The organism is Nocardia sp. CY41 (genome assembly GCF_009829325.1).
In the GTDB taxonomy this organism is placed as follows: domain Bacteria; phylum Actinomycetota; class Actinomycetes; order Mycobacteriales; family Mycobacteriaceae; genus Nocardia.
Window position 1 is genome coordinate 256,803 of sequence record NZ_VUOS01000012.1, and the last position, 25,477, is coordinate 282,279.

Here is a 25,477-nt window from a genome sequence, read left to right on the forward strand (position 1 = left end):
TGCCTGGAGCTTCTATCGTTTATCTGCTGTAAGGCGACTCGGTGAACGGGGGAGCGGCAAGGGAGACGTATGCACGGGCACGGGTTTGCGAACGGGCTGAAGACCTTCGGGCTGATGGTGGGCCTGTCGGCCCTGATCGTGGTGATCGGCGCGCTGTTCCGCAACCCGACGATCCTCGTCGTCGCGATCCTGCTCGCGGTGGGCATGAATGCCTACGCGTACTTCAACAGCGACAAGATCGCGCTGAAGGCCATGCACGCGCAGCCGGTCAGCGAGTTGGAGGCCCCGGTCATGTACCGGATCGTGCGGGAGCTGGCCACCATCGCGCGGCAGCCGATGCCCCGGCTGTACATCAGCCCGACGAACGCGCCCAACGCCTTCGCCACCGGACGCAGTCCACGCCACGCCGCGGTCTGTTGCACCAGCGGCATCTTGCAGCTCCTCGACGAGCGGGAATTGCGGGCCGTGCTCGGTCACGAGCTCTCGCATGTCTACAACCGCGACATCCTCATCTCCTCGATCGCGGGTGCGCTCGCGGCGGTCATCTCCGGCGTGGCGAACCTGGCCATGTACCTGTCCATGTTCGGCGGCAATCGCAACGGCGAGGGTCCGAACGTGCTGGCCGTGCTGCTGGTGTCGCTGCTCGGCCCGATCGCCGCGACGCTGATCAAGCTGGCCGTCTCGCGTTCGCGCGAATTCCAGGCCGACCAGTCCGGCGCCGAGCTGACCGGTGATCCGCTGGCGCTGGCGTCCGCGCTACGGAAGATCGAACGCGGCGTGCAGACCGCCCCACTTCCGCCCGAGCCGCGGCTGGCGTCGCAGTCGCACCTGATGATCGCCAATCCGTTCCGTGCGGGTGAGCGGGTCGCGCGCTGGTTCTCCACGCATCCGTCGATGAACGAACGCATCGCCCGGCTCGAGGAGATGGCGGGCGGCCCGCGCCGGTACTGAGTCCTCGGGCGCTCAATCCTCCATGGCCAGCTGGTCTTCGTAGGCGCGAAACGTCTCGACGAACAACCGCCGCTGCTGCGCGGTGAGCGGCTCGAGCACCGTGCGCCAGGCGCGAGCGCTGCGCCCCAGCCATTTGTGCACGGCTTGCTCGTGCGCCGGTGCGATGGCGACGATGGTGCGTCTGCGGTCGTCCGGGTCCGCGCCGCGTTCGAGCACACCCTGCTTGCTGAGTTCGCCGACCATCAGACTCACCGTCGTCGGCGCCACCTCCAGCCGGGCGGCCAGATCCGTCACCGTGGTCGGTCCGTCGAACACCAGATTGGCCAGTAGCGACAGGTGCCGAGGCGCCAGCGAGAACGACTCCAGCTCCTTCGGGACGCCCAGTTTCTTGGCTCGCCCCACCACGCGCGGCATCAGCAGCAGCAACGTGCGGATGCCTTCGTCCACGCCGAGTCCCGGCCGCTCCTCGGTTGACACGCCGACCACCCTCCCAATACCTTTGTCTACAAAACAGATTTGCTTGCAAAGCAAAATCCTGTCTTCTCATCAGGCTATAACCAGCGGTCGCGGCGGCTGCGTCGTACCGCGGAAGGGTGTCGGACATGACCGATCCGGAGCGCAGTGGGCCGAACGAGTTCAACCAGGCGATCATCGCGGAGTTCCGCGCGAACGCGGGCCGCGTCGGCGGAATGTTCGAGGGAGCGCCGCTGCTCCTGCTCACCACCGTCGGCGCGAAAACCGGACGCGACCACACGGTGCCGGTCGTCTACCGCCGAGACGGTGGGCGCGTCTTGGTGTTCGGGTCCAACGCGGGCGCGAACACGCATCCGGCCTGGTTCCACAACGTGCGGGCGAATCCCGAGGTGACCGTCGAGATCGGCGCGGCGGAGCGGCTCGAGACCTACCCCGCGAACGCCCGAGTGCTCGAGGGTGCCGAGCGGGACCGGCACTATGCCGCCCAAGCCGACGACGACCCGGCCTTCGCCGCCTATCAGGCGGCGACCGACCGGGTGATCCCCGTCGTAGCGTTGGAGCCGGTCACGCGTCCTGGGCGCGGCAGGCGCCGCCTTCTGGCGGCAGCCGGAGCCGCCGCCGCGGCGGGCGTCGCGGGTGCGGCAGTGCTGACCGGATCGCCCGACGCGGCCACGCCCGCGCGACAGCGCGTCGCGGCCGTCGGCGATCACCTCCGGCACGTGCATGCTCAGTTGCGTCGCGACCTCGCCGCCGTCCGAACGGGTCTCGAGCAGTACGTACGCGCGCCGGACGCGGCGGGCAAACCGGCGCTGCCGCAGGATCTACGCGCCCACTGCGTCGCGTTCTGCGGCGCGCTCGGCGAACATCACACCAGCGAGGACGGCGTCTTCCCCGCCCTGGTCCGGCTGCATCCCGAACTCACCGCCGTGATCGACCGACTCAACCGCGAGCACGGTGTAGTCGCCACCGCGCTCACCGAGCTACGGGAACTCCTCGACGCGCCGGAACCCGGCGATCCGGCCAGGCTTCGCACGGAATTCGACCGCCTCGCGACCGAATTGGAGACCCACTTCACTTATGAGGAGCAGACCCTCGTGGACACGCTGAACGCGACCGATCCCGCCGCGCTTCGGGCCGGCGGTCAGCGGTAGTTGACGAATTGCAGCGCGATGCCGAAATCCTCGCCCTTCAGCAGGGCGATGACGGCCTGCAGATCATCGCGCTTCTTGCTGCTCACCCGCAGCTCATCGCCTTGGATCTGCGCCTTCACGCCCTTGGGGCCCTCGTCCCGGATCTTCTTGGAGATCTTCTTCGCGTGCTCGGAGTCGATGCCCTGCACCAGTGAACCGGTGATCTTGTACACCTTGCCGGAGGAGACCGGCTCGCCCGCGTCGAACGCCTTCAACGAGATGTCGCGGCGGATCAGCTTCTCCTTGAACACCTCCAGCGCGGCCTTCACACGCTCCTCCGCCTCCGCGGTGAGCACGATCTTGTCCTCGCCGGACCATTCGATCGACGCGCCGGTGCCGCGGAAGTCGTAGCGGGTGTTGAGCTCCTTCTCCGCCTGATGCAGAGCGTTGTCGACCTCCTGCCGATCGACCTTGCTCACAACATCGAAAGACGAATCAGCCACGCTGCGCTCCTGTTCTGACGGTCCGACGGGTGAGCTGAACCCGATGCTTCCAGCCACCGTCAGTTCTACCCGGAGACCCGAGGGTAGTCGTGTCGCAGGGCCGATAGCCAGCCGGTTTGCATTCAGGGTGCGGGTTCGATGTATTCTGCTCAGCGCGCGAAACAATGCGCGAACGGCAGGTTGCCCGAGCGGCCAATGGGAGCAGACTGTAAATCTGTCGGTGAAAGCCTACGTAGGTTCGAATCCTACACCTGCCACCGTCGTTCGCTGAGTGAGCCCTGTACGCAAAAAGCGCGTACAGGGCTCACTTTGTCTGTCTTGTGGGGGTGCAACCCCCACACCCCGCCCGGCGGGGCTTCGCCCCCCGGACCCCCTTCGGTGGTTGCGTTGGTCACGGGTGGTTCGTTGTGGGAGTGCATGGAGAAACGACGTCTTTCCAAGGCTCGATCTTGTGATCCGCACATCCGAACGATGCCCACCCTCCATTCCTCCGCACCCCTCCGCCTCGATCGTTTCGCTCATCGAGGGATCGTTTGCTGTGATGGTCGATCGGTCGCTTCCTCCTCATCGGCTTCGATCGGGCGTTGGTCCGGTCATCGCGCTTCCGGTCGGAACGCTTTGCGTTCCTGGCTGCGTTGGCTGCGTGTGACGGGGCTGCCCGCGTGGTCAGGGTGGCGTCGGGATGGTTATCGCCGATTTCGAACAATTCTTTGGTTCGCGAGCGGGCGGGCACTTCCGAGTGGGCCGTGAAGGCCCGCGAACCGTGGCCGCGAACCGTCGAAAACATTGCCCTGACCACGCGGTTTGGTGCTGAGACCGGTGAGTGTGTAACCTCGTTCAAGACTTCACCGCGCTGGGGTCGAGCGTTCGAGGCTCGGTGCGGAAGCAGTCATGCCCCCTTAGCTCAGTCGGCAGAGCGTTTCCATGGTAAGGAAAAGGTCAACGGTTCGATTCCGTTAGGGGGCTCGCCGGATTGCCGGTGGTGACCGACTCGGCATCGCTCCCGTAGTGCGGGCTCGGCACCATGGCAATGCGACGCCGTGGCGGTGTAGCTCAGTCGGTAGAGCAAACGACTCATAATCGTTGTGTCGCCGGTTCAAGTCCGGCCATCGCTACCACAACCGATACAAGCCCATCAGGTACCGGAAAGAAGGCATATCGTGGCCGCGAAGTCCACCGATGTCCGGCCAAAGATCACCTTGGCCTGCGAGCAGTGCAAGCACCGCAACTACATCACCAAGAAGAACCGGCGCAATGACCCGGATCGTCTGGAGCTGAAGAAGTTCTGCCCGAACTGCGGCACACACCGGGCGCACCGCGAATCCCGCTAGTCCTCCACGCGTGAACTACCGCGTGGACTAACGCCGGGAGTCGCCTCCCGGTATCTCGGGCCGTGGCACCGCGAGGGCCGGACAACTGTCCGGCCCTGACGCATTTTCACGGTGTGGGTGCGGTGGTGAGCGCTCCGCAGACTCCGGGTGACGGGGTCAGATAGGTACAGTCCTCCCGTGACAATCAACACCGGTACAGACGAAGCGGTCCAGACGGGCGAGGCGCTCGACCCCGCGGCGAACGCCGCGGCGATGGTCGGTCACCACTACCGCGTCGACGACTACTACGAGGTCGGCCGCGAGAAGGTGCGTGAATACGCCCGCGCCGTGCAGGACTACCACCCGGTGCACTGGGACGAGGACGCGGCGCAGGAGTACGGGTACGACAACCTGCTCGCGCCGGTCACCTTCATCTCCCTGGTAGGGATTCTCGCGCAACGCAAATTGTTCGAAGAGGTCGTCACCGGCTACGACCTCAGCCAGATCATGCAGACCGACCAGATCCTGGAATTCCATCGCCCGATCCGGGTCGGCGACCAGCTCACCTGCGATGTCCATCTGCATTCGTTCCGGCAGGCCTTCGGCGGCGACATCATCGTGACCAAGAACATCGTCACCGCGCAGAACGACGAACTGGTGCTCACCACCTACACCACGCTCGTCGGCCGCAGCGGCGGCGACATCGACCCGAACCTCAACGCCGCCGTCCGCAACGTGCTCATGCACGGCATCGGCGAGGACGCGCCGGGGCACCACCCGCGCACGTCGCTCGCGGTGACCGAGGCGCCCGCGCCGGTCGTACCGCCCGTGGAAGGGGTGCGCACGAAGCACGCCATCCGGTTCGAGGACGTCTCGGTCGGCGACGAGCTGCCCGCGCGCATCGTCCGGCTCACCCGCGGCGATCTGGTGAACTACGCGGGCGTCTCCGGCGATGCCAACCCGATCCACTGGAGCGACGAGGTCGTCAAGCTGGTCGGCCTGGAGAACGTCGTCGCGCACGGCATGTTGACCATGGGTCTCGGCGGCGGATTCGTCACCTCGTGGCTCGGCGACCCCGGCGCGGTCAAGGAGTACAACGTCCGCTTCACCAGCCCGGTCTACGTGGGCTCCGAGGAGGCGGCCGAAATCGAGTACACCGGTAAGGTGAAGTCGGTCGATCCGGAGAACCGGACCGCGGTCGTGGCCATCGTGGCGAAGGCGGCGGGGAAGAAGATCTTCGGCCGCGCCACCGCGACGGTGCAGCTGGCCTGACCAGGGACAGCGACCCGGATTGGCTAATGGCGCGCACGGTAACGTACACTCAGGTTTCTGGGGTCGCCAGCCGCTGCGCGCTGCTCTGAGGGGCTGGTTCCAGGCGGTCCGTGTGGATCGCCCACGGGGCCGGCAACTGCCGGAGCGGCGCGCGTGTTGTGTGACACCAGGACACAACTGAATATCGGAACAGTGGTTGGACAGCCGACATCGTCCAACCGAAGGGGCGTAGCTCAACTGGCAGAGCAGCGGTCTCCAAAACCGCAGGTTGCAGGTTCAAGTCCTGTCGCCCCTGCCCTGGATGCCAGCGACGAGAGAGGATCGACGTGAGCGAGCGTAGCGAGCGAGCCATTGGCACAGCGCGCATCGCGCACGACGGCACCAAACGGAGCGAGGAGAAGGCGTGAGCGACGAGCGGGACACTCGCCGCGGCGCACATGCCGCCGACGAAGGCGATGGCACCGCCGCAGCGACACGACCGAGCGGAAAGCGATCCGCCCGGCGGACTCGCGCTGGATCCTCACAGGTCGACACGGGCGCTATCGCCACGCTCGACCGTCCGTCGCGGAAGGCAGCCAAGGCGACCGATCGGGCCGAACGCAAGAAGTCGGGTAATCCGTTCAAGCGTTTGATCAAGTTCCTGCGTGAGGTCATCGCGGAACTGCGCAAGGTGATCTGGCCCAACCGGAAGCAGATGGTCACCTATACGAGCGTTGTTCTGGTGTTCGTGATTTTCATGGTCGCGTTCATCAGCGGGTTGGATCTGGCGTTCATCAAGGGTGTCAACTGGCTGTTCGGCTAGCTGAACGACGCCGACGCCGGTAGCCGATCCCGGGGCGGACACGGGTGGCAGTGATGTCGCCGCGCGCCCGGCCCGGCCACGCAGAGGATGTACGTGACGACACAGGAAGCGAGTGCCCCAGTGAGCACCCCGGAGAACGACACACACGACAAGTTCCCGGCCGACGACGCGGTGGCCGAGCCCACCGACTCCGTCGAGGAGTTCGCGACCGACGAGCCCGCGGTCGAGGAATCGGAGCCCGCTGAGCCCGCCCCTGCCGCCCCGATCGATGCCGAGCCCGCCGATCCGGTCGCCGAGATGAAGGCAGCGCTGCGGCGCGCCCCCGGCGAGTGGTACGTCATCCACTCCTACGCCGGCTACGAGAACAAGGTGAAGGCCAACCTCGAGACCCGCGTGCAGAACCTGGACCTCGAGGACTACATCTTCCAGGTCGAGGTGCCCACCGAAGAGGTCACCGAGATCAAGAACGGGCAGCGCAAGCACGTCAACCGCAAGGTGCTGCCCGGCTACATCCTGGTCCGCATGGAACTCAACGACGAGTCATGGGGCGCGGTGCGCAACACACCCGGCGTCACCGGTTTCGTCGGCGCCACCTCGCGCCCGTCGCCGCTGTCCATCGACGACGTGGTGAAGTTCCTCGTTCCGGCCGCGCAGCAGCAGAAGAAGCCCGCCGCGGCGGCCGCGGCGGCGGCCACCGAGACCGCGGGCGGCGAGGTCGCGCCGAAGCCGGTCATCGAGGTCGACTTCGAGGTCGGCGAGTCGGTGACCGTGATGGACGGTCCGTTCGCCACGCTGCCCGCCAGCATCTCCGAGGTCAACGCCGAACAGCAGAAGCTCAAGGTGCTCGTGTCGATCTTCGGCCGCGAGACTCCGGTCGAGCTGGCGTTCACCCAGGTCGCGAAGATCTAGATCCGTTCCGTCGACGACGGGATGAGTCGACCCGTGCCGCGGGTCGAGTCACCAGACTTGCAAAGAGCAAGGGACACCAAACACCTAGGAAAGAAAGATGCCCCCCAAGAAGAAGAAGCTCGCCGGGATCATCAAGCTTCAGATCCAGGCCGGCCAGGCGAACCCGGCCCCTCCGGTCGGCCCCGCGCTCGGTCAGCACGGCGTCAACATCATGGAGTTCTGCAAGGCGTACAACGCCGCGACCGAGTCGCAGCGTGGCAACGTCATCCCGGTCGAGATCTCGGTGTACGAGGACCGGTCGTTCGACTTCAAGCTGAAGACCCCGCCGGCCGCCAAGCTGCTGCTCAAGGCCGCAGGCGTGCAGAAGGGCTCGGCCGAGCCGCACCGCAACAAGGTCGCCAAGGTGACCATGGACCAGGTGCGCGAGATCGCCAAGACCAAGCAGGAAGATCTGAACGCCAACGACCTCGATCAGGCGGCCAAGATCATCGCGGGTACCGCGCGTTCGATGGGCATCACCATCGAAGGCTGAGCGGAATCGCTCCCTGGTGGGAGGGCCGGCCAGGCCCGATAACCACGTCTGAACTACCAACACAGCGGCGCGAGCGACGGGCTCGGAGGCGGAAGCCTGCGTGACCACGGAGAGCCCCGGGAGCGCCGCGGATCGAACAGGACAGAGAATCATGGCAAAACGAAGCAAGGCGTACCTCGCCGCGGCCGAGAAGGTCGATCGCACCAAGCTCTACTCCCCGCTGGCCGCTGCGCGCCTGGCGAAGGAGACCGCCACCACCAAGACCGACGCGACCGTCGAGGTCGCCGTGCGTCTGGGTGTGGATCCCCGTAAGGCCGACCAGATGGTCCGCGGCACGGTCAACCTGCCGCACGGCACCGGTAAGACCGCGCGCGTCATCGTGTTCGCCGCGGGCGAGAAGGCCGCCGAGGCCGAGGCCGCCGGTGCGGACGCCGTCGGCGCCGAGGACCTGATCGAGCGGATCCAGGGCGGCTGGCTGGACTTCGACGCCGCGATCGCCACCCCGGACCAGATGGCCAAGGTCGGCCGGATCGCGCGTGTTCTCGGCCCGCGCGGCCTGATGCCGAACCCGAAGACGGGCACGGTCACCACCGACGTGACCAAGGCCGTCAACGACATCAAGGGCGGCAAGATCAACTTCCGCGTCGACAAGCAGGCCAACCTGCACTTCGTCATCGGCAAGGCGTCCTTCGACGACAGCAAGCTGGTGGAGAACTACGGCGCCGCGCTGGACGAGATCCTGCGGGCCAAGCCGTCGACCGCCAAGGGCCGCTACGTCAAGAAGGTGACGGTCTCGACGAACACCGGACCGGGCATCCCGGTGGACCCGAACCGCACCCGCAACCTCCTCGACGAGGACGCGTAAGCAGCGGCTGAGCCGACCGTGACGGCGGGAACGCGTAATGCGTTCCCGCCGTCACGCGTTTGCGGACTAATCCGCGCGGCGACGTGGTTGGGGTTCGATGTGACCGTCGTTCTGTTGATCTCCGGCAGCACTCGCGCCGCCTCCACCAATTCGGCCGCTCTGCGGACCGTCTCGGCCATCGCCCCCGAGGGTGTCGAGACCGTCCGGTACGACGGTCTCGTCGACTTGCCCGCCTTCGACCCGGACGACGACGGCACCGCTCATCCATCGGTTCTCGCACTCCGCGAACAACTTTCGCGCGCCGCCGCCGTGCTGTTCTGCACGCCCGAATACGCGGGCACCTTGCCGGGCAGCCTGAAGAACTTGTTGGACTGGACGGTCGGCACGGGAGATCTCTACGGCAAACCGGTCGCCTGGATCACCGTCGCGGTCCCCGGGCGCGGTGACGGTGCGACCGCGACGCTGCGCAGCGTGCTCGGCTATGTCGGAGCCGACATCGTTTCCGATGCCTGCAGCCGGCTGCCGGTGCTGCGCGAGGAGGTCGGCCCGGACGGATTGGTCGCCGACGCCGAATTCCGGTCCGGCGCCGTGACGGTGCTGCGCGAACTCGTCCGGCATGCCGAGACCGCGATAGCGTGAGAAGCGTCACCGCCGAAGCCGCTTTCCGCTCGGTGGTCGAGCGGCCGTAGCGGAAATATCAATCGCCACACAACGACGGCCGGACGGTTGCGGTCCGGCATTGTGTGGTGCCCCGTTTTGGCAGATGGGAACCCCTCCGGGTACATTGGAGGTCGGTTATCGACGAGTTCGATCGCTACCCAATCCGTTCTACCGAAGACCGTTGGTCGCCGATCCCGTATGGGTTCGGTCGAAGGTCCGGCGACATTGCCGGCGGCCCACGCAGGGAGAGCCGAGGCTGGGAATTGATCCGGGCATGCTCCGGATCGATTTTCTGTTGCGCCCCGGAACGCTCTGCGTTCGGGGCGTTTGTTTTGTCGCCGGCCCCTGATCGGTAGTTCGCGTATACGAACCGACCAATCAGAGAGGAGGCGAAGTATGGCAAAATCCGAGAAGGTCACCGCGGTCGAGGAGATCGCGGAGCAGTTCAAGAGCTCGACGGCCACCGTCGTCACGGAATACCGTGGCCTGTCGGTCGGCAAGCTCACCGAGCTGCGGCGCGCGCTCGGCGCCGACGCCACGTACTCCGTCGCCAAGAACACCCTGGTCAAGCGTGCCGCCGCCGAGGCGGGCGTGGAAGGCCTCGACGACCTGTTCGTCGGGCCGACCGCGATCACCTTCATCACGGGTGAGCCGGTCAACGCGGCCAAGGCCCTGAAGACCTTCGCGAAGGACAACAAGGCGCTCATCATCAAGGGCGGCTACATGGACGGCGCTCCGCTGTCCGTGTCCGAGGTCGAGCGGATCGCCGACCTGGAGACCCGCGAGGTGCTGCTGGCCAAGCTGGCGGGTGCACTCAAGGGCAACCTCACCAAGGCCGCCGGTCTGTTCAACGCTCCCGCCTCGCAGGTGGCCCGCCTGGCCGCCGCGCTGCAGGAGAAGAAGCAGGCCGAAGAAGGCGCAACTGCCGCCGAGTAATTCCGTGCGGCACGACTCGCCCGCATAGACAGCAACTACCGAAAGGAAAACAACAATGGCCAACGTTGACGAACTGCTCGAGACCTTCGGCAACATGACCCTGCTCGAGCTGTCGGACTTCGTGAAGAAGTTCGAGGAGAAGTTCGAGGTCACCGCGGCCGCTCCGGTCGCCGTCGCCGCCGTCGGCGGTGCCGCCGCTCCGGCCGAGGCCGCCGAGGAGCAGGACGAGTTCGACGTCATCCTCGAGGGTGCCGGCGACAAGAAGATCCAGGTCATCAAGGTGGTCCGCGAGATCGTCTCCGGCCTGGGCCTGAAGGAGGCCAAGGACCTCGTCGAGAGCGCTCCCAAGCCGATCCTGGAGAAGGTCGCCAAGGAGGCCGCCGAGGCCGCCAAGGCGAAGCTGGAAGAGGCCGGCGCCAAGGTCTCGGTCAAGTAATTCACGACCGAACACGCCGAACGGGCGGTCCCCTTTGTGGGGCCGCCCGTTTGCGTTTTCCGGCTATCTCGCCGCTATTGCTGATACCAAAAGGATTGCGGAGTTACTCCGCAGTCAGGTAGGGGTGTGCCCCGTCTCGCTCATGAGTTACAGTGACCGAACCCACACGTGACGCACCGTGATGACCGAGCGCGCGGTTCGCCGGTGGGCAGCTCGCTGAGAATTGTGGAGGTTGGCGTGGGCGTCGAGGTCAGGACCGAGAGTGTAACCAAGTCTTTCGGTTCCCAGCGAATTTGGCAGGATGTGTCTCTGACGTTGCCCTCGGGCGAGGTCAGTGCGCTGCTGGGCCCGTCGGGTACCGGTAAGTCGGTGTTCCTGAAGTCGCTGATCGGACTTCTGCGCCCCGAACGCGGCTCCATCTTCATCGACGGCACCGATATCACCACCTGCTCCAACAAGGAGCTCTACGAGATCCGCAAGCTCTTCGGTGTGCTGTTCCAGGACGGCGCGCTGTTCGGTTCGATGAACCTGTTCGACAACGTGGCCTTCCCGTTGCGCGAGCACACCAAGAAGAGCGAATCCGAGATCAAGAAGATCGTCATGGAGAAGCTGGAGCTCACCGGTCTGCTCGGGGCCGAGGGCAAGCTGCCCGGCGAGATCTCCGGTGGTATGCGCAAGCGCGCCGGGCTGGCCCGCGCCCTGGTGCTGGATCCGCAGATCATCCTCGTCGACGAGCCCGACTCCGGCCTGGACCCGGTGCGCACCTCCTATCTGTCGCAGCTGCTGATCGACATCAACGCGCAGATCGACGCCACGATCCTGATCGTCACGCACAACATCAACCTCGCGCGCACGGTCCCGGACAACATCGGCATGCTGTTCCGCCGCCAGCTGGTCATGTTCGGCCCGCGCGAAGTGCTGCTCACCTCCGAGGAGCCGGTGGTCAAGCAGTTCCTCAACGGCCGCATGATCGGCCCGATCGGCATGTCCGAGGAGAAGGACGAGGCGCAGATGGCGCGCGAGCAGGCGCTCGTGGACGCCGGGCATCACCACGGCGGCGCGGAGGAGGTCGAAGGGATCATCCCGCAGATGCGCGCGACCCCGGGTATGCCGGTGCGCCAAGCGGTCTTGCGGCGTAAGGAGCGCGTCCGCGAGATCATGCACACGCTGCCGCACGCCGCGCAGGTCGCGATCCGCGAATCACTTGACGAAAACGACGACACGCAGGTGATGGCGTACAACAGCGGCGACCTGGCTAATTATCAAGGCGGCGCGTACGACACCACCGTGCGGCACAACGCAACTAACGGGTAACATCTGCGATCGTGAATTCGACCCTGGCGCGATTGCGAACTCCCCTGGAGTCGGGGTTTGCCCAGGCCGGCAATATATTTGCGCTGCTCATCGACGTTATGCGGAAGACATTCCGTCGCCCGTTCGAGTGGCGGGAGTTCATCGAGCAGTCGTGGTTCATCGCGAGTGTCTCGATCCTGCCCAGCGCGCTGGTCGCGATTCCGTTCGGCGCGGTCGTCGCATTGCAGACCGGCTCGTTGATCAAGCAGTTGGGCGCGGAGTCCTTCACGGGCGCAACCAGTGTGCTGGCAACCGTCCAGCAGGCCGCTCCCGTCGTGACCGCGCTGATCATCGCGGGCGCGGCCGGTTCGGCGGTGGCCGCCGATCTCGGCTCGCGCACCATCCGCGAGGAGATCGACGCGATGGAAGTTCTCGGCATCGACCCGGTGCGAAAGCTGGTGGTGCCGCGCGTACTCGGCATGATGCTGGTCGCACTGCTGCTCAACGGCCTGGTCTCGGTGGTCGGCATCGCCGGGGGGTACTTCTTCAACGTGTTGCTGCAAGGCGGCACCCCCGGCGCCTACCTGGCGTCGTTCTCCGCCCTCGCCCAGCTGCCGGACCTGTGGATCGGTGAGATCAAGGCGGCGGTGTTCGGCCTGCTCGCCGGCGTCATCGCCGCGTACAAGGGGCTGCATCCCAAGGGGGGCCCGAAAGGAGTCGGTGACGCGGTGAACCAATCCGTGGTGATCACGTTCATGGTGTTGTTCTTCGTGAACCTCATCCTGACCCTGGTATACCTGCAGGTCGTCCCGGCCAAGGGTGCCTGACGGATGGCCACGTCGTACCGGACCCCGGTCGCCAAGTCCATGCGCCGGGTGGGTGAAGTCGCTCGTATGCCGCTCAACGTCATCGATCGCGCGGGCGAGCAGATGTCGTTCTACACGCGGGCCATCGCGTGGATCCCGCGGACCGCGGTGCACTACCGCAAGGAAGTCATGCGGTTGCTCGCCGAGGTCACCTTCGGCTCCGGCGCGCTCGCGGTGATCGGCGGCACCATCGGCGTCATCGTGTTCATGTCCGGCTCCGTTGGCGTCGTCGTCGGTCTGCAGGGCTTCAAGGCCCTCGACGCGCTCGGCAGCTCGGTGCTCACCGGCTTCCTCACCGCCTACATCAACACTCGCGAGATCGCTCCGCTGGTCGCCGCGCTCGCCCTGTCCGCCACGGTCGGTTGCGGGTTCACCGCGCAGCTGGGCGCCATGCGGATCTCCGAGGAGATCGATGCGCTCGAGGTGATGGCGGTGCCCGGCGTGCCGTTCCTGGTGACCAGCCGGGTGATCGCCGGATTCCTCGCGGTGATCCCGCTCTACATCGTCGGGCTGCTCGGCACGTTCCTGGCGTCGCGGTCGATCAGCATCTGGTTCAACGGCCAATCCAGCGGGTCCTACGACCACTACTTCAGTTTGTTCCTGCCACCGGAGGACGTGCTCTATTCGTTCCTCAAGGTGCTGGTCTTCGCGTTCGTGATCATCATGGTGCATTGCTACTACGGGTTCCACGCCACCGGCGGCCCCGCGGGCGTCGGCGTCGCGGTCGGCCGCGCGGTCCGCGCCGCGATCGTCCTGGTGAACGTGCTCGACTTCTTCCTCAGCCTCGCGATCTGGGGCACCACCACCACGGTGCGGGTGGCCGGATGAGCCGCACGCAGGCCTGGCGCTCGACCGCGAAGCTGCGAACCCGAGCGCTCGGCATCGCCTTCTTCGTCGTGGTCGCGTTGTTCCTCTGGACCACCGTCGCGATCTACAACAAGCAGTTCGTGAAGACAGTGCACGTCGATCTGATCACCGACAGTGTGGGCAACGCGCTGACCCGAAACGCGGACGTGAAGGTCCGCGGCATCACCGTCGGCGAGGTGCGCTCGAGCAGTTCCGAGGGCGGGGAGGTGACCTTGGACCTGGCCATCAATCCGGACAAGGCGCAGCAGATCCCGGCCAACGCGACCGCGCGCCTGCTGCCCAAGACGTTGTTCGGTGAGCGCTACGTGGATCTGGTGATCCCGGAGAACCCGAGCCCGCAGCATCTCACCGACGGCCTGACACTGCACCAGGACGTCAGCGGCAACGCCATCGAGTTGAGCAAACTGCTCGACGACCTGTTGCCGTTGCTGCAGGCCATCCCGCCGCAGGATCTCGCGGCCACGCTGGGCGCGCTGTCGCAGGCGCTGGCCGGTCAGGGCTTCGCGCTCGGCGAGACCGTGGACAAGCTGGACGACGCCTTCCGCCAGGTCAATGTCGTGCTTCCGGACCTGCAGGCCGATCTGCGCAGCTTCGCCGAGGTGGCGGCCACCTACTCCGACGCGGCGCCGCAGCTGATCCAGGCTCTGGACAACCTGCGCACGACCAACGCCACGATCGTGCAGCGGCGCACCGACATCGACGTCCTCTACGCAACGCTGACGCCGGCCTCGGCCAGCACCACCGATTTCCTGATCGCCAACCGTGACAACATCGTCGACGTGGCCGCCGACTCCCGGCCCGCGCTGGAGCAGCTGGCCTACTACTCGCCGAACTACGCCTGCGCGCTGGCGAACTTCGCGCAGCTGAAGCCGCGCATCGACCGGATCTTCGGCAAGGGCACCGACCTGCCCGGCTCGCGGGTGACCATCGAACTGGTCAACACCCGCGGCAAGTACCTGCCCAACCAAGACGAACCGCGCTGGCTGGACACCCGGGGGCCGTGGTGCATCCCCGAGATGCCGCTGGGCGTCGACCCCGGCCAGTACACCGGCGGCCCGAACAACGACGGCTCCTACGCCGTGCCCAGCCGCAACCCCGGTGACCAGGAGACCGGCCACCTGGAGCCGCCGCAGTTCGGCGTCCACCCGGCGAGCAAGATGCCGACGATCGCCGGTTCCCCTATGGAGCAGCAGTCGCTCGGCGCGATCTACGGCGCGGCCAACGGCGTCGCCCCGGATCAGGTGCCGGGCTGGGTGACCAGGGCCGGCGCGCCCGCGTTCCGCGGAAGCGAGGTGAGCGTGCGATGAAGCAGCATCTGCGCGGCTTGGGCGGTCCGCTGACCAAGCTGATCATCTTCGTCGTGGTGACCCTGTTCGTCACCACCGTCCTCGCGCTGTCCATCGCGAACTACGGCGGTGGCGGTACCGGGTTCAAGGCCAGATTCACCGACGTCACCGCGCTCAACCCCGGCGACGAGGTCCGCATCGCGGGCGTCCGGGTCGGCAAGGTCACCGACGTCTCGATCGTGGACAAGCGGCTGGCCGAGGTGAAATTCGACCTCACCGACCGCGACTGGCTGCCCGCCTCGACCACCGCGACGATCAAGTACCGCAACCTGGTCGGCCAGCGCTACATCGCGCTGGAGCAGGGGACCGGGGAGCAGGGCCGCAAGCTGAACAAGGGCGGCACCATCCCGCTGGAGCGCACCAGGCCCGCGCTGAACCTGACGACGCTGTTCAACGGCTTCCGGCCGCTGTTCCGGACGTTGACCGCCGAGGACGTGAACAAGCTGTCCTTCGAGATCATCCAGGTCTTCCAGGGCGAGCAGGGCACCATCCGCGATCTGGTCGCGACCACCGCGAACCTGACCAACAAGATCGCGGACAAGGACGCCGTGATCGGTGAGCTGACCCGCAACCTGACCGCCGTGCTGGACACCGTCAACCAGCGCGACGACCAATTCGATCAGTTGATCGTGAACACCGAGGCGCTGATCAGCGGCCTCAACGCCGAACGCGACACGATCGGGCGCTCGGTGACCTCGCTGGCGAACCTGACGTCGGCGACCTCGGACCTGCTCGTCCCGGTGCGTCCGACGCTGCAAGGGTCGATCGCGGGTCTGAGCCAGCTGACCGGCACGCTCGACGAGCGTGAGGACGAGGTGAACGAGGCGCTGTACAATCTTCCGCTGAAGATGGAGAAGCTGGGGCGCGCCGCGAGTTACGGCTCTTGGTTCCAGTTCTACCTGTGCGGCATCGACATCGTGGTCGGGCCGGGCGCCGTCGAGGCGCCGCAGCTCAACCTGCCCGCCGGCCTGCCGACGATCAACCAGCCGTTGTACACCAACGCCGCGCCGCGCTGCCATGGGAAGGCTCGCTGATGGACGACCGCATTCTGCTCGGCAAGCGCAGCCCGGCGTTCCTGGGCGCGCTCGGCATCGCCGTCGTGCTGTTGGTGACGATGTCCGCTTTCTTCCTGGATCGGCTGCCGATCATCGGGGCCGGGACCAAGTACACCGCGGAATTCAGCGAGGCGGCGGGTCTGAAGAAGGGCAACGAAGTCCGGGTGGCGGGCGTCAAGGTCGGCTCGGTCTCCGACGTCCGGCTCGACGGTGACCGCGTGCTCGTGGACTTCCGCACCAAGGACACCTGGATCGGCAACGAGACCACCGCGTCCATTCAGATCAAGACGCTGCTCGGACAGAAGTACCTCGCGCTCGACCCGAGGGGTTCGAAACCGGCCACGCCGAGTTCGCGGATCCCGCTCTCGCGCACGGTGTCCCCGTACGACGTGGTGGACGCGTTCACCGATGCCGCGCGCACCATCGATCAGATCGACACCACACAGCTGGCCAAGAGCATGCAGGTGCTGTCGGAGGCGTTCGAGACGACGCCGCCGGAGATCCGCGGGTCCATCGACGGTGTGGCCCGGCTGTCGGAGACGCTGGCCAAGCGCGATCAGGAGCTGAAGAAGCTGTTCGCCGCGACCAGGCAGACCACCCAGATCCTGGCCGACCGCAACGCGCAGTTCGAGCGGCTGCTCGGCAACGGCGGTCAGCTGCTGGCCGAGCTGAACATCCGGCAGCAGTCCATCAAGCAGCTGCTGTCGGGCGCGAGGACGGTATCGGCGGAGCTGAGCGCGCTCGTGCACGACAACGAGCAGCAGATCGGGCCCGCGCTGACGAATCTGCGCGCCTCCATCGATCTGCTCAACGCCAACCAGCAGAACATCTCCAAAACGCTCGAACTCGCGGCGCCGTTCTACAGCCTGTATGCCAGCGTGCTGGGCACCGGACGCTGGTTCGACGCGGTGATCGTCAACGTGGTGCCGCCCGCACTGCCCGAGATCCCCGGCTACCGTCAGCCGATCCGCACCTTGGGAGGTAACTGACGTGGCGGACAACTGGCGTAGCGATCCGGTCGGTGCGGTGCGCGGCTCCAGCCGCGGCGCCAAGGTGGGCATCGCGCTGGTCGTCGTCCTCGCCGTGCTGGTGGCGGTGGTGCTGTGGTGGTTGTTCAACCGGCTGTCCACCACCAAGATCACCGCGTACTTCGATCGCTCGGTCGGCATCTACGAGGGCTCGGACGTCCGGATTCTCGGCGTGCCGGTCGGCTCGGTGGATTCGGTGGAGCCGCAGGGCGATCAGGTGAAGATCGTGATGAGCGTGGACCGCAAGTACGATGTTCCCGCGGGCGCGCGGGCCGCCCAGATCACGCCCTCGATCGTGTCGGACCGCTACATCCAGCTCACGCCCGCCTACACCGGCGGCCCGAAGATGGCGCGCGACGCGACCATTCCGCGCGAGCGCACGGCGACGCCGGTCGAAGTCGACCAGCTGTACAAGAGCATCACCGAGCTCTCGGACGCGCTGGGACCCAACGGGGCCAACGCCGAGGGCGCGGTGAACGAGCTGGTGCGCACCGGCGCGGCGAACCTGGCCGGCAACGGCGAGGCGCTGGCCAACAGCCTCACCCAGTTGTCCAGGGCGGCCCGCTACCTGTCGGACGCGCGCGGCGACATCTTCGACACGGTGAAGAACCTGCAGGCGTTCATCACCATGCTGGCGCAGAACGACCAGCAGGTGCGGCAGTTCAACACCCAGCTGGCCGATCTGTCGACGTTCCTGGCCGACGAGCGCGAAGATCTCGGTGCGGCACTGCATCTGCTGTCGATCGCGCTGGGCGATGTCGCCCGCTTCATCGACGACAACCGGGACCTGATCGCGAGCAATGCCGAAGGGCTCGTCCAACTCACCAAGACGTTGTCCGATCAGCGCAACGACGTGGCCGCGCTGCTGCCGGTCCTGCCGGTGGCGTTGAGCAACCTGATCAACGTGCACAATGCCGAATCGGGCACACTCGACATGCGCGCCAACTTCCCCGAGCTGCAGGACCCGTTCGGCGTGGTGTGCAAGATGCTCGACTTGTCCAAGCTGAAGCCCGGCGATCCCAAGTTCGAGGCGCTCGGCAGGCAGATGCAGCCGATCCTCGACCACTGCAAGGAGATCACCGACCAGATCACCGCCGGGGTACAGACCCCGACGCTGAACCTGCCGTTCGGCATCCTCAGCGGCGAGAACCAGCAGCGTGACCCGGTGCCGGGCACGGTGCCCGGCACGCCGTCGGACCGGCTTCCGCCGTCGCAGGGAGGGGAGCGATGAGCATCCGAATCCGTTTCGTCGCGCGCGGGCTGGGCGCGGCCGTGGCACTGGGATTGTCCGCCGCGCTGGTCACCTCGTGCGCCGCTGACGGCATCTACAGCGTGCCGCTGCCCGGCGGCGCGGACGTGGGCGACCATCCGATGCACATCGACATCCAGTTCGACGACGTCCTGGACCTGGTGCCGCAGTCGGCGGTCAAGGTCGAAGGTGTGCCGGTCGGCCGGGTCGAGAAGATCAGCATCGGCAAGGACCAGTGGACCGCCACGGTGCGCACCGTGGTCAACTCGTCGGTGGACCTGCCCGCGAACGCGCGCGCCGAGGTCCGGCAATCGAATCTGCTCGGCGAGAAGTTCATCGAACTCTCCAAGCCCGCCGCCGATCCGGAGCCCCGCAGGCTGGCCGACGGCTCGGTCATCCCGGTCGACCGCACCCGGCACGCCACCGAGGTCGAGCAGGTGCTCGGCGCGCTGTCGCTGCTGCTCAACGGCGGCGGCGTCGCGCAGTTGCAGCCGATCGTCACCGAACTGAACAAGACCCTCGGCGGTCGCGAAGACCGGGTGCGCTCGCTGATCGAGCAGGCGAACACGCTGATCGGCGGCCTGAACCAGCAGGTGGACGACATCACCCGCGCGCTGGACGGCCTCGACGTGCTCAGCAGCCGGGTGAGCAAGCAGACCGATCAGATCGGCAAGATCCTCGACCAGTTGCCCCAGGGCATCAAGATCCTGGAAGAGCAGCGCCCGCAACTGGTGGCGCTGCTCGCGCAGCTGGACCGGCTCGGTGCGGCGGGCTTCGACGTGCTGAACACGTCGAAGGACGACCTGATTCGCGATCTCACCTCACTGCGGCCGACCTTGCAGGAGCTGGGCCGGTCGGCGCCGGATCTGGTCGCCGCGGTCCCGCTGATCCCGACCTATCCGTTCCCCGACTCGGCGCTGGAGAGCACCTTCGGCGGCAGCGTGAACACCTGGCTGTCGGTGGACCAGCAGATCGGTGTCACGCTGAGCAATCTCGGTGTGGGCAAGCCGGATCCGGTGTACATCCCGCCGGTCGGCCCGCCCGTGCCGGTGAACCCGACCAACCCGTACTACAACGGCAACGGCCCGCGTCCGGGCTGGCCGACGGTGTCGATCCTGCCGTTGCCGCCGCTGATGGCGCAGCCGCCCGCGCCCGGCGTGCCCGGTCCGGTCGGGGCGATTCTCGAGCAACTCGGCGTAGGGAGTGGTCCGCGATGACCCGTCTGGTGCGGTGGCAGCTCATCGCGTTCGTGGTGATCGCGGTGCTCGGCGTCGTCTATGTCGGCGGTAAGTACATCCGGCTCGACCACATGTTCGGGCTCAACGAGTACACGGTGAAGCTGCGCGCGGCGCAGACCGGCGGCATCTACAAGGGCGCGGAGGTGACCTACCGCGGCGTCCCGGTCGGCCGGGTCGGTGAGCTCGAACTCACCGGTGAAGGCGTGGTGATGAATCTCGTCATCGACACGAGCGCGCCGAAGATCCCGGCGTCGGCGAAGGCCGTGGTGGCCAATCGGTCGGCGATCGGCGAGCAGTACGTCGACCTGCAGCCCGATTCGAACGAAGGCCCGTATCTGCGGGACAACTCGGTGATCACCTCGGCGACGCTGCCGGTGCCGGTCGAGGAGCTGGTGTCCAGCGTGGACACCTTCGCGGGCTCGGTGGACCTGGCCGCGCTCAACACGACGGTCCGCGAGCTGGGCAAGGCGTTCGACGGCAAGGGCGACGATCTGCAGGTGCTGATCGACTCGCTGAACAAGTTCACCGAGACCTTCCACGCGACGCTGCCGCAGACGATCCAGCTGATCCGCGACGGCCGCGTCGCCCTCGGCACCCAGGCCGAGCAGTCCGCGGCCATCCGCGAGTTCAGCGACGGCCTGGACAAGCTCACCGCGCAGCTGCGCTCCAGCGACCCCGACGTGCGCAGGCTCATCGGCACCGGAACCGACGCGGGCGAGCAGCTCGGCGCGCTGATCGACGAGAGCGGCGGCTCGCTCACCCAGGACCTGACCAACTTGCGGTTGCTGTTGCAGGCGATCTCGCCGAAGTTCTACGCGATCAAGCCGTTGCTGCAGATGCTCCCGCAGCTGTCGGTGGGCGGGTCCTCGACCGCGCCCGGCGACGGGACCAGCCACTTCGGTCTGGTGCTCGAGACCAACAACCCGCCCGCCTGCACGGTGGGCTACGAGGGTACGTACCGAATTCTGGAACAGATGAAGGCGCAGAACCCGAACTTCGACGACACGCGCGACGAGTTCCCGTTCAACAAGGACGCCAAATGTCTTGTGCCGTTCGGTAATCCGACCGCCGTCCGGGGTGGCGAGCGCGCCGAGCTGGCCGACCCGGCCATCGTCCAGCCCTGGGACTCCAACCCCAAGACCGATCCGGAAAAGCTGAATCTGACTCCGGTGGCCGTGCAGTTGTCGACCCTGTTGGGGGTCACGCCGAAGCGGTGACCAGGAGCAATGACGTTAGGGTGTCTCGCGTGAGTGACTGGAGCGAGCGAACCACGGCCACCCGGCCCTGGGGCGCGACCGAGCCGACCGACGGCGAGACGCTGTCGTGACCGCCGACCTGACCAAGCGATCCGACCAGGCGTCGCCGGATACCGAGACGACCGCGCCGGGCGCGCCCGCCTCGTCCGCGCAGCCGGTCGCGGGCGATCGGAAGGCCACGGCCGACCAGGCGGGCGCCGCGTCCGCGCTGAGCCGCGTGGCCTTGGTCTGCTCCGCCGTGTTGCTGGTGATCGCGTTGATCGGCGCCGCGTGGTTCGGCGCGGGCTGGGCGCGGTCCGCGCTGACCGACGGCCCGCGCGGTGACGCCAGGGACACCGCGCTCGACGCCGCCCGTCAAGCCGCGCTCAACATGACCTCGATGAATCTCGACGACGTGCCCGGCTCGCTGGCGCTGGCCCGGACCTCGATGACCGGCGCGCTGCTGGATTCGGCCACGAAGAACAAGGACCAGGCCGAGCAGATGGCCCAGCAGAGCGGAGTCGGGATGACCTCCAAGGTGCTCGGCGCGGCGCTCACCTCGCTCAACAGCGAGCAGGACAAGGCATCGGCGCTGGTCGTGCTGCAGGTCACCGAGAAGGGCAAGGACAAGCCGTCCGCCGATTACCGCTACACCTGGACCGTCGACCTGGCCAAGGACGGCGACGTCTGGAAGGCCGAGCAGATCTCCTCGCTGAGCCAGCCGGTGTTGCTCAGCGGCGGCCCCGCCGCGTCGGCGGCCGACCAGCCGCCTGCCGCGCCGAAGCCGGGATCGTAGGAGGAACCTCATGACGTCTCGCCGACCGGTCAACCGGGTCACCTCCAAGCGCAGGCCCGCCACGGAGCAAGCCCGCGCCGCCGCCCCGCGGAGCGAACGGCCCGTAACGGCCCGCAAACCGCGAGTGGCGGGTGTTTCGCGGCCCGCCGCGGAGCAGGACACCCCCCGCGCCGAGCAGCGCCCTGCGGACGCGGGCGGTTCGTCGTGGCGCAAGCTCGTGTCGCGCGGCAACGACCGTCCGCGGCGGCGCCCGACCGGACGACCGCGCTGGGGCGTCACCGCGGCGTTGCTGCTCGCCGCTCTCCTGCTCGGTGGGTTCGCCTGGTTTGCCGCGCAGAAGCCGGGAGTGGACACGTCGAACAAGGCGTACGTGGACAACGAGGCCACGCAAGAAGTGCGAGCGGCCGCCGACAACGCGTTGCGGACCGTCTACGCCTACGACGTCAAGAACATCGACGGCTATCGGGACACCGCGAAGCAGGTGCTCACCGGAAAGATGCTCGCCGACCTGGACAAGTACGCGGACACCACCATTTCGGCGGTGAAGCAGGCTCGGACCAGTGCCGACGCGAAGGCCGACCCGATTGCTGTGACATTGCTCACCGACGATCGCGCGGAGTTGATCGTCAACTTGGTGGTGAGCGCCACCAAGGACGGCGTGGCGCAGCAGAGCGTCGCGGGGCCGGTGGTCCTGCACATGCATAAGGTGGACGGTCGCTGGCTGGCCAGCGACATCGTCGACCAGTAACAGCTACCACGTCGGCCGGGATGACGCAGCGCGCCAGGCGATCTCGCCGGCTCCCCGGCCGGGCCTGCCACTTGACGAGTTTCGCCCGAACCGTCACGCTATTCACAACAGCGGCAGCTGTCACAGTGGCTCCCAGCGCACCGCGCCTGAAGGACGCAGCCAGCGACTTCGGCCCGGCGCGCCAGCCATGCGGACGATCACACGGGTGGTACTTTGACACCCCCGTGTACTTGGGTGTAGGTTTGGACGTTGCGCTGGCTGCCTCCTGTCCATACCTCGATTTGCACACGTAAGTTCACCCTTCCGGTGTTACTTCCGTTGTTGCCTGTTCGAGTTTCGTTCGGGTAGTAACCAGCGGAATTCGTAGCAGACAAGCGACGGTCGCGGACCACCACGCGACGCGCGTGAGGTGCTGGAAGGACGCATCTTGGCAGTCTCCACCCAGACCAAGGCAGTTGCCGGAATCCCCGGAGCCCCGTTGCGGGTGTCTTTCGCGAAGATCCGTGAACCCTTGGAGGTGCCCGGGCTTCTCGACCTACAAACGGAATCGTTCGCCTGGTTGATCGGTTCGCCGGATTGGCGTGAGCGCGCGGCCGCTCGCGGCGACGTCGGCCTAGTCGGTGGCCTCGAGGAGGTGCTCGAGGAGCTGTCCCCGATCGAGGACTTCTCGGGCTCCATGTCGCTGTCCTTCTCCGACCCGCGCTTCGAAGAGGTCAAGGCCTCGATCGATGAGTGCAAAGACAAGGACATGACGTATGCGGCTCCGCTGTTCGTGACGGCGGAGTTCATCAACAACAACACCGGTGAGATCAAGAGCCAGACGGTCTTCATGGGTGATTTCCCGATGATGACCGACAAGGGCACGTTCATCATCAACGGCACCGAGCGGGTCGTGGTGTCGCAGCTGGTGCGTTCGCCGGGTGTGTACTTCGACCACAGTGTGGACAAGGGCACGGAGAAGGATCTGCACAGTGTGCGGGTCATCCCGTCGCGTGGCGCGTGGCTGGAGTTCGACGTGGACAAGCGCGACACCGTGGGTGTGCGCATCGACCGCAAACGCCGCCAGCCGGTCACCGTGCTGCTCAAGGCGCTGGGCTGGACCACCGAGGAGATCGTCGAGCGCTTCGGCTTCTCCGAGATCATGATGTCGACCCTGGAGAAGGACAACACCGCCGGTCAGGACGAGGCGCTGCTGGACATCTACCGCAAGTTGCGTCCGGGTGAGCCGCCGACCAAGGAGTCCGCGCAGACCCTGCTGGAGAACCTGTTCTTCAAGGAGAAGCGCTACGACCTGGCACGGGTCGGCCGCTACAAGATCAACAAGAAGCTCGGCATCCACGTGGGCGAGCAGGTCGTCGGTTCGGTGCTGACGAAGGAAGACATCGTCAACACCATCGAGTACCTGGTGCGCCTGCACTCGGGTGACAAGACCATGACCGCCCCCGGTGGCGTCGAGGTCCCGGTGGAAGTGGACGACATCGACCACTTCGGCAACCGTCGCCTGCGCACCGTCGGCGAGCTGATCCAGAACCAGATCCGGGTCGGCCTCTCCCGCATGGAGCGCGTGGTCCGCGAGCGGATGACCACGCAGGACGTCGAGGCGATCACGCCGCAGACCCTGATCAACATCCGCCCGGTCGTCGCCGCGATCAAGGAGTTCTTCGGAACCTCCCAGCTGTCGCAGTTCATGGACCAGAACAACCCGCTGTCGGGCCTGACCCACAAGCGCCGCCTGTCGGCGCTGGGCCCGGGTGGTCTGTCCCGTGAGCGCGCCGGTCTGGAAGTCCGTGACGTCCACCCCTCGCACTACGGCCGGATGTGCCCGATCGAGACTCCGGAAGGTCCGAACATCGGCCTGATCGGCTCGCTGTCGGTGTACGCGCGGGTCAACCCGTTCGGCTTCATCGAGACCCCGTACCGCAGGGTCGTCGACGGCCGGGTCACCGACGAGGTGGTCTACCTGACCGCCGACGAAGAGGACCGCCACGTGCGCGCCCAGGCGAACTCGCCGGTCGACGCGGACGGCCGCTTCCTCGAGGACCGGGTGCTGTGCCGCCGCGGCAACGAGGAGAACGAGCTCGTCGCGGCCACCGAGGTCGACTTCATGGACGTCTCGCCGCGCCAGATGGTGTCGGTCGCGACGGCGATGATCCCGTTCCTCGAGCACGACGACGCCAACCGCGCCCTGATGGGCGCCAACATGCAGCGTCAGGCGGTTCCGCTGATCCGTTCCGAAGCGCCGATCGTCGGCACCGGCATGGAGCTGCGCGCGGCCGTGGACGCGGGCGACGTCGTGGTGAACGAGAAGGCCGGTGTGGTGGAGGAGGTCTCCGCCGACTACGTCACCGTCATGCATGACGACGGCACCCGCAAGTCCTACCGGATGCGCAAATTCGCGCGGTCCAACCAGGGCACCTGTGCCAACCAGCGTCCGATCGTGGACGAGGGGCAGCGGGTGGAGCGCGGCCAGGTGCTGGCCGATGGTCCGTGCACCGAGAACGGTGAGATGGCGCTGGGTAAGAACCTTCTGGTGGCGATCATGCCGTGGGAGGGTCACAACTACGAGGACGCGATCATCCTGTCGCAGCGGTTGGTGGAGGAGGACGTTCTCACCTCGATTCATATCGAGGAGCACGAGATCGATGCTCGTGACACCAAGCTGGGTGCCGAGGAGATCACCCGCGATATCCCGAATGTCTCCGATGAGGTGCTCGCCGATCTGGACGAGCGTGGCATCGTGCGCATCGGTGCGGAGGTGCGCGACGGTGACATCCTGGTGGGCAAGGTGACCCCGAAGGGTGAGACCGAGCTGACTCCGGAGGAGCGGTTGTTGCGGGCGATCTTCGGGGAGAAGGCGCGGGAGGTGCGTGATACCTCGTTGAAGGTGCCCCACGGTGAGTCCGGCAAGGTGATCGGGATCCGGGTGTTCTCTCGTGAGGACGACGACGATCTGCCGCCGGGTGTCAACGAGCTGGT

General features: G+C 66.6%; 25 protein-coding genes and 4 tRNA genes. 27 read left to right on the forward strand and 2 right to left on the reverse strand.

Features of this window, described 5'->3' with window-relative positions; genetic code table 11:
• Positions 1–69 precede the first annotated feature (69 nt).
• Positions 70–951: a zinc metalloprotease HtpX gene (gene htpX / locus GVY64_RS15010; RefSeq protein ID WP_159841724.1), complete on the forward strand. Its 882-nt coding sequence runs from the start codon at positions 70–72 to the stop codon at positions 949–951.
• 12 nt (positions 952–963) lie between these two features.
• On the opposite strand, the gene GVY64_RS15015 is transcribed toward htpX, so the two are convergent.
• A complete protein-coding gene (locus GVY64_RS15015; protein ID WP_236566841.1) occupies positions 964–1,428 on the reverse strand; it encodes a MarR family winged helix-turn-helix transcriptional regulator in 465 nt (154 codons plus the stop codon).
• Positions 1,429–1,553: 125 nt separating this feature from the next.
• Between GVY64_RS15015 and GVY64_RS38890 the strand changes: the two genes are divergently transcribed.
• Positions 1,554–2,576, forward strand: a complete 1,023-nt coding sequence (locus GVY64_RS38890; protein WP_159841726.1) for a nitroreductase/quinone reductase family protein — start codon at positions 1,554–1,556, stop codon at positions 2,574–2,576.
• Here the strand turns inward: GVY64_RS38890 and GVY64_RS15025 are convergent.
• The gene (locus tag GVY64_RS15025; RefSeq protein WP_039802015.1) at positions 2,567–3,058 is read right to left on the reverse strand and encodes a YajQ family cyclic di-GMP-binding protein; all 492 of its coding nucleotides are present in this window, start codon (positions 3,056–3,058) and stop codon (positions 2,567–2,569) included. The two genes, GVY64_RS38890 and GVY64_RS15025, sit on opposite strands and share 10 nt — an antisense overlap.
• 174 nt (positions 3,059–3,232) lie before the next feature.
• Here GVY64_RS15025 and GVY64_RS15030 point away from each other — a divergent pair.
• The 25 genes from GVY64_RS15030 to rpoB all read left to right on the forward strand — a co-directional run.
• Positions 3,233–3,315, forward strand: a tRNA-Tyr gene (locus GVY64_RS15030).
• A gap of 636 nt (positions 3,316–3,951) precedes the next feature.
• A tRNA-Thr gene (locus GVY64_RS15035) sits at positions 3,952–4,024 on the forward strand.
• Positions 4,025–4,100: 76 nt separating this feature from the next.
• Positions 4,101–4,176, forward strand: a tRNA-Met gene (locus GVY64_RS15040).
• Between the two features lie 42 nt (positions 4,177–4,218).
• Entirely contained in the window at positions 4,219–4,389 is a 171-nt protein-coding gene (gene rpmG / locus GVY64_RS15045) for a 50S ribosomal protein L33 (RefSeq protein ID WP_011211653.1), read from the forward strand.
• A gap of 183 nt (positions 4,390–4,572) precedes the next feature.
• Positions 4,573–5,640, forward strand: coding sequence for a fused (3R)-hydroxyacyl-ACP dehydratase subunits HadA/HadB (locus tag GVY64_RS15050; RefSeq protein WP_159841812.1), 1,068 nt, complete (start codon positions 4,573–4,575; stop codon positions 5,638–5,640).
• A 222-nt stretch (positions 5,641–5,862) separates the two neighbouring features.
• Positions 5,863–5,935, forward strand: a tRNA-Trp gene (locus tag GVY64_RS15055).
• 108 nt (positions 5,936–6,043) lie between these two features.
• Positions 6,044–6,442, forward strand: coding sequence for a preprotein translocase subunit SecE (gene secE, locus GVY64_RS15060; RefSeq protein WP_159841728.1), 399 nt, complete (start codon positions 6,044–6,046; stop codon positions 6,440–6,442).
• 120 nt (positions 6,443–6,562) lie between these two features.
• Entirely contained in the window at positions 6,563–7,351 is a 789-nt protein-coding gene (gene nusG, locus GVY64_RS15065; protein ID WP_159841814.1) for a transcription termination/antitermination protein NusG, read from the forward strand.
• Between the two features lie 97 nt (positions 7,352–7,448).
• Complete coding sequence (gene rplK / locus GVY64_RS15070; protein ID WP_040783829.1) at positions 7,449–7,883, forward strand: 50S ribosomal protein L11; 435 nt, start codon at positions 7,449–7,451, stop codon at positions 7,881–7,883.
• Between the two features lie 151 nt (positions 7,884–8,034).
• Positions 8,035–8,748: a 50S ribosomal protein L1 gene (gene rplA, locus GVY64_RS15075; protein WP_063017222.1), complete on the forward strand. Its 714-nt coding sequence runs from the start codon at positions 8,035–8,037 to the stop codon at positions 8,746–8,748.
• 99 nt (positions 8,749–8,847) lie between these two features.
• On the forward strand, positions 8,848–9,387 hold the full coding sequence (locus GVY64_RS15080; protein ID WP_159841730.1) for an NADPH-dependent FMN reductase: 540 nt from the start codon (positions 8,848–8,850) through the stop codon (positions 9,385–9,387).
• Between the two features lie 417 nt (positions 9,388–9,804).
• Complete coding sequence (gene rplJ, locus GVY64_RS15085) at positions 9,805–10,344, forward strand: 50S ribosomal protein L10 (protein ID WP_159841732.1); 540 nt, start codon at positions 9,805–9,807, stop codon at positions 10,342–10,344.
• A gap of 55 nt (positions 10,345–10,399) precedes the next feature.
• The gene (gene rplL / locus GVY64_RS15090) at positions 10,400–10,780 is read left to right on the forward strand and encodes a 50S ribosomal protein L7/L12 (RefSeq protein ID WP_062983816.1); all 381 of its coding nucleotides are present in this window, start codon (positions 10,400–10,402) and stop codon (positions 10,778–10,780) included.
• A gap of 237 nt (positions 10,781–11,017) precedes the next feature.
• Complete coding sequence (locus tag GVY64_RS15095; protein WP_201298016.1) at positions 11,018–12,094, forward strand: ABC transporter ATP-binding protein; 1,077 nt, start codon at positions 11,018–11,020, stop codon at positions 12,092–12,094.
• Positions 12,095–12,192: 98 nt separating this feature from the next.
• Entirely contained in the window at positions 12,193–12,900 is a 708-nt protein-coding gene (locus tag GVY64_RS15100) for an MlaE family ABC transporter permease (protein WP_228829281.1), read from the forward strand.
• 3 nt (positions 12,901–12,903) lie between these two features.
• Positions 12,904–13,767: an MlaE family ABC transporter permease gene (locus tag GVY64_RS15105; RefSeq protein WP_159841734.1), complete on the forward strand. Its 864-nt coding sequence runs from the start codon at positions 12,904–12,906 to the stop codon at positions 13,765–13,767.
• Positions 13,764–15,113 (forward strand): MCE family protein, encoded by a 1,350-nt coding sequence (locus GVY64_RS15110; protein WP_159841736.1) that lies wholly within the window; start codon positions 13,764–13,766, stop codon positions 15,111–15,113. The genes GVY64_RS15105 and GVY64_RS15110 overlap by 4 nt, the downstream gene beginning before the upstream one ends.
• Positions 15,110–16,186, forward strand: a complete 1,077-nt coding sequence (locus tag GVY64_RS15115) for an MCE family protein (protein WP_195084064.1) — start codon at positions 15,110–15,112, stop codon at positions 16,184–16,186. Before GVY64_RS15110 ends, GVY64_RS15115 begins: the two co-directional genes overlap by 4 nt.
• The gene (locus tag GVY64_RS15120; RefSeq protein ID WP_236566842.1) at positions 16,186–17,196 is read left to right on the forward strand and encodes an MCE family protein; all 1,011 of its coding nucleotides are present in this window, start codon (positions 16,186–16,188) and stop codon (positions 17,194–17,196) included. The genes GVY64_RS15115 and GVY64_RS15120 overlap by 1 nt, the downstream gene beginning before the upstream one ends.
• Before the next feature lie 37 nt (positions 17,197–17,233).
• Positions 17,234–18,466 (forward strand): MCE family protein, encoded by a 1,233-nt coding sequence (locus GVY64_RS15125; RefSeq protein WP_159841822.1) that lies wholly within the window; start codon positions 17,234–17,236, stop codon positions 18,464–18,466.
• Positions 18,463–19,701, forward strand: a complete 1,239-nt coding sequence (locus GVY64_RS15130; RefSeq protein WP_159841738.1) for an MCE family protein — start codon at positions 18,463–18,465, stop codon at positions 19,699–19,701. The genes GVY64_RS15125 and GVY64_RS15130 overlap by 4 nt, the downstream gene beginning before the upstream one ends.
• Positions 19,698–20,939, forward strand: coding sequence for an MCE family protein (locus tag GVY64_RS15135; RefSeq protein ID WP_159841740.1), 1,242 nt, complete (start codon positions 19,698–19,700; stop codon positions 20,937–20,939). The genes GVY64_RS15130 and GVY64_RS15135 overlap by 4 nt, the downstream gene beginning before the upstream one ends.
• 106 nt (positions 20,940–21,045) lie before the next feature.
• Positions 21,046–21,753, forward strand: coding sequence for a hypothetical protein (locus GVY64_RS15140; protein WP_236566843.1), 708 nt, complete (start codon positions 21,046–21,048; stop codon positions 21,751–21,753).
• 10 nt (positions 21,754–21,763) lie between these two features.
• Positions 21,764–22,501, forward strand: coding sequence for a hypothetical protein (locus GVY64_RS15145; protein WP_159841742.1), 738 nt, complete (start codon positions 21,764–21,766; stop codon positions 22,499–22,501).
• 409 nt (positions 22,502–22,910) lie between these two features.
• Positions 22,911–25,477 (forward strand): DNA-directed RNA polymerase subunit beta (gene rpoB, locus GVY64_RS15150; protein WP_159841744.1); only part of this gene is annotated, 2,567 nt, incomplete at its 3' end.

Coding starts and splice junctions, on each gene's coding strand:
- rplA (WP_063017222.1), top strand. CDS start 8,035: ATGGCAAAACGAAGCAAGGCGTACCTCGCCGCGGCCGAGAAGGTCGAT.
- GVY64_RS15120 (WP_236566842.1), top strand. CDS start 16,186: ATGGACGACCGCATTCTGCTCGGCAAGCGCAGCCCGGCGTTCCTGGGC.
- GVY64_RS15145 (WP_159841742.1), top strand. CDS start 21,764: ATGACGTCTCGCCGACCGGTCAACCGGGTCACCTCCAAGCGCAGGCCC.
- GVY64_RS38890 (WP_159841726.1), top strand. CDS start 1,554: ATGACCGATCCGGAGCGCAGTGGGCCGAACGAGTTCAACCAGGCGATC.
- htpX (WP_159841724.1), top strand. CDS start 70: ATGCACGGGCACGGGTTTGCGAACGGGCTGAAGACCTTCGGGCTGATG.
- rplK (WP_040783829.1), top strand. CDS start 7,449: ATGCCCCCCAAGAAGAAGAAGCTCGCCGGGATCATCAAGCTTCAGATC.
- GVY64_RS15130 (WP_159841738.1), top strand. CDS start 18,463: ATGAGCATCCGAATCCGTTTCGTCGCGCGCGGGCTGGGCGCGGCCGTG.
- GVY64_RS15110 (WP_159841736.1), top strand. CDS start 13,764: ATGAGCCGCACGCAGGCCTGGCGCTCGACCGCGAAGCTGCGAACCCGA.
- GVY64_RS15100 (WP_228829281.1), top strand. CDS start 12,193: ATGCGGAAGACATTCCGTCGCCCGTTCGAGTGGCGGGAGTTCATCGAG.
- GVY64_RS15135 (WP_159841740.1), top strand. CDS start 19,698: ATGACCCGTCTGGTGCGGTGGCAGCTCATCGCGTTCGTGGTGATCGCG.
- rplJ (WP_159841732.1), top strand. CDS start 9,805: ATGGCAAAATCCGAGAAGGTCACCGCGGTCGAGGAGATCGCGGAGCAG.
- GVY64_RS15105 (WP_159841734.1), top strand. CDS start 12,904: ATGGCCACGTCGTACCGGACCCCGGTCGCCAAGTCCATGCGCCGGGTG.
- GVY64_RS15115 (WP_195084064.1), top strand. CDS start 15,110: ATGAAGCAGCATCTGCGCGGCTTGGGCGGTCCGCTGACCAAGCTGATC.
- rplL (WP_062983816.1), top strand. CDS start 10,400: ATGGCCAACGTTGACGAACTGCTCGAGACCTTCGGCAACATGACCCTG.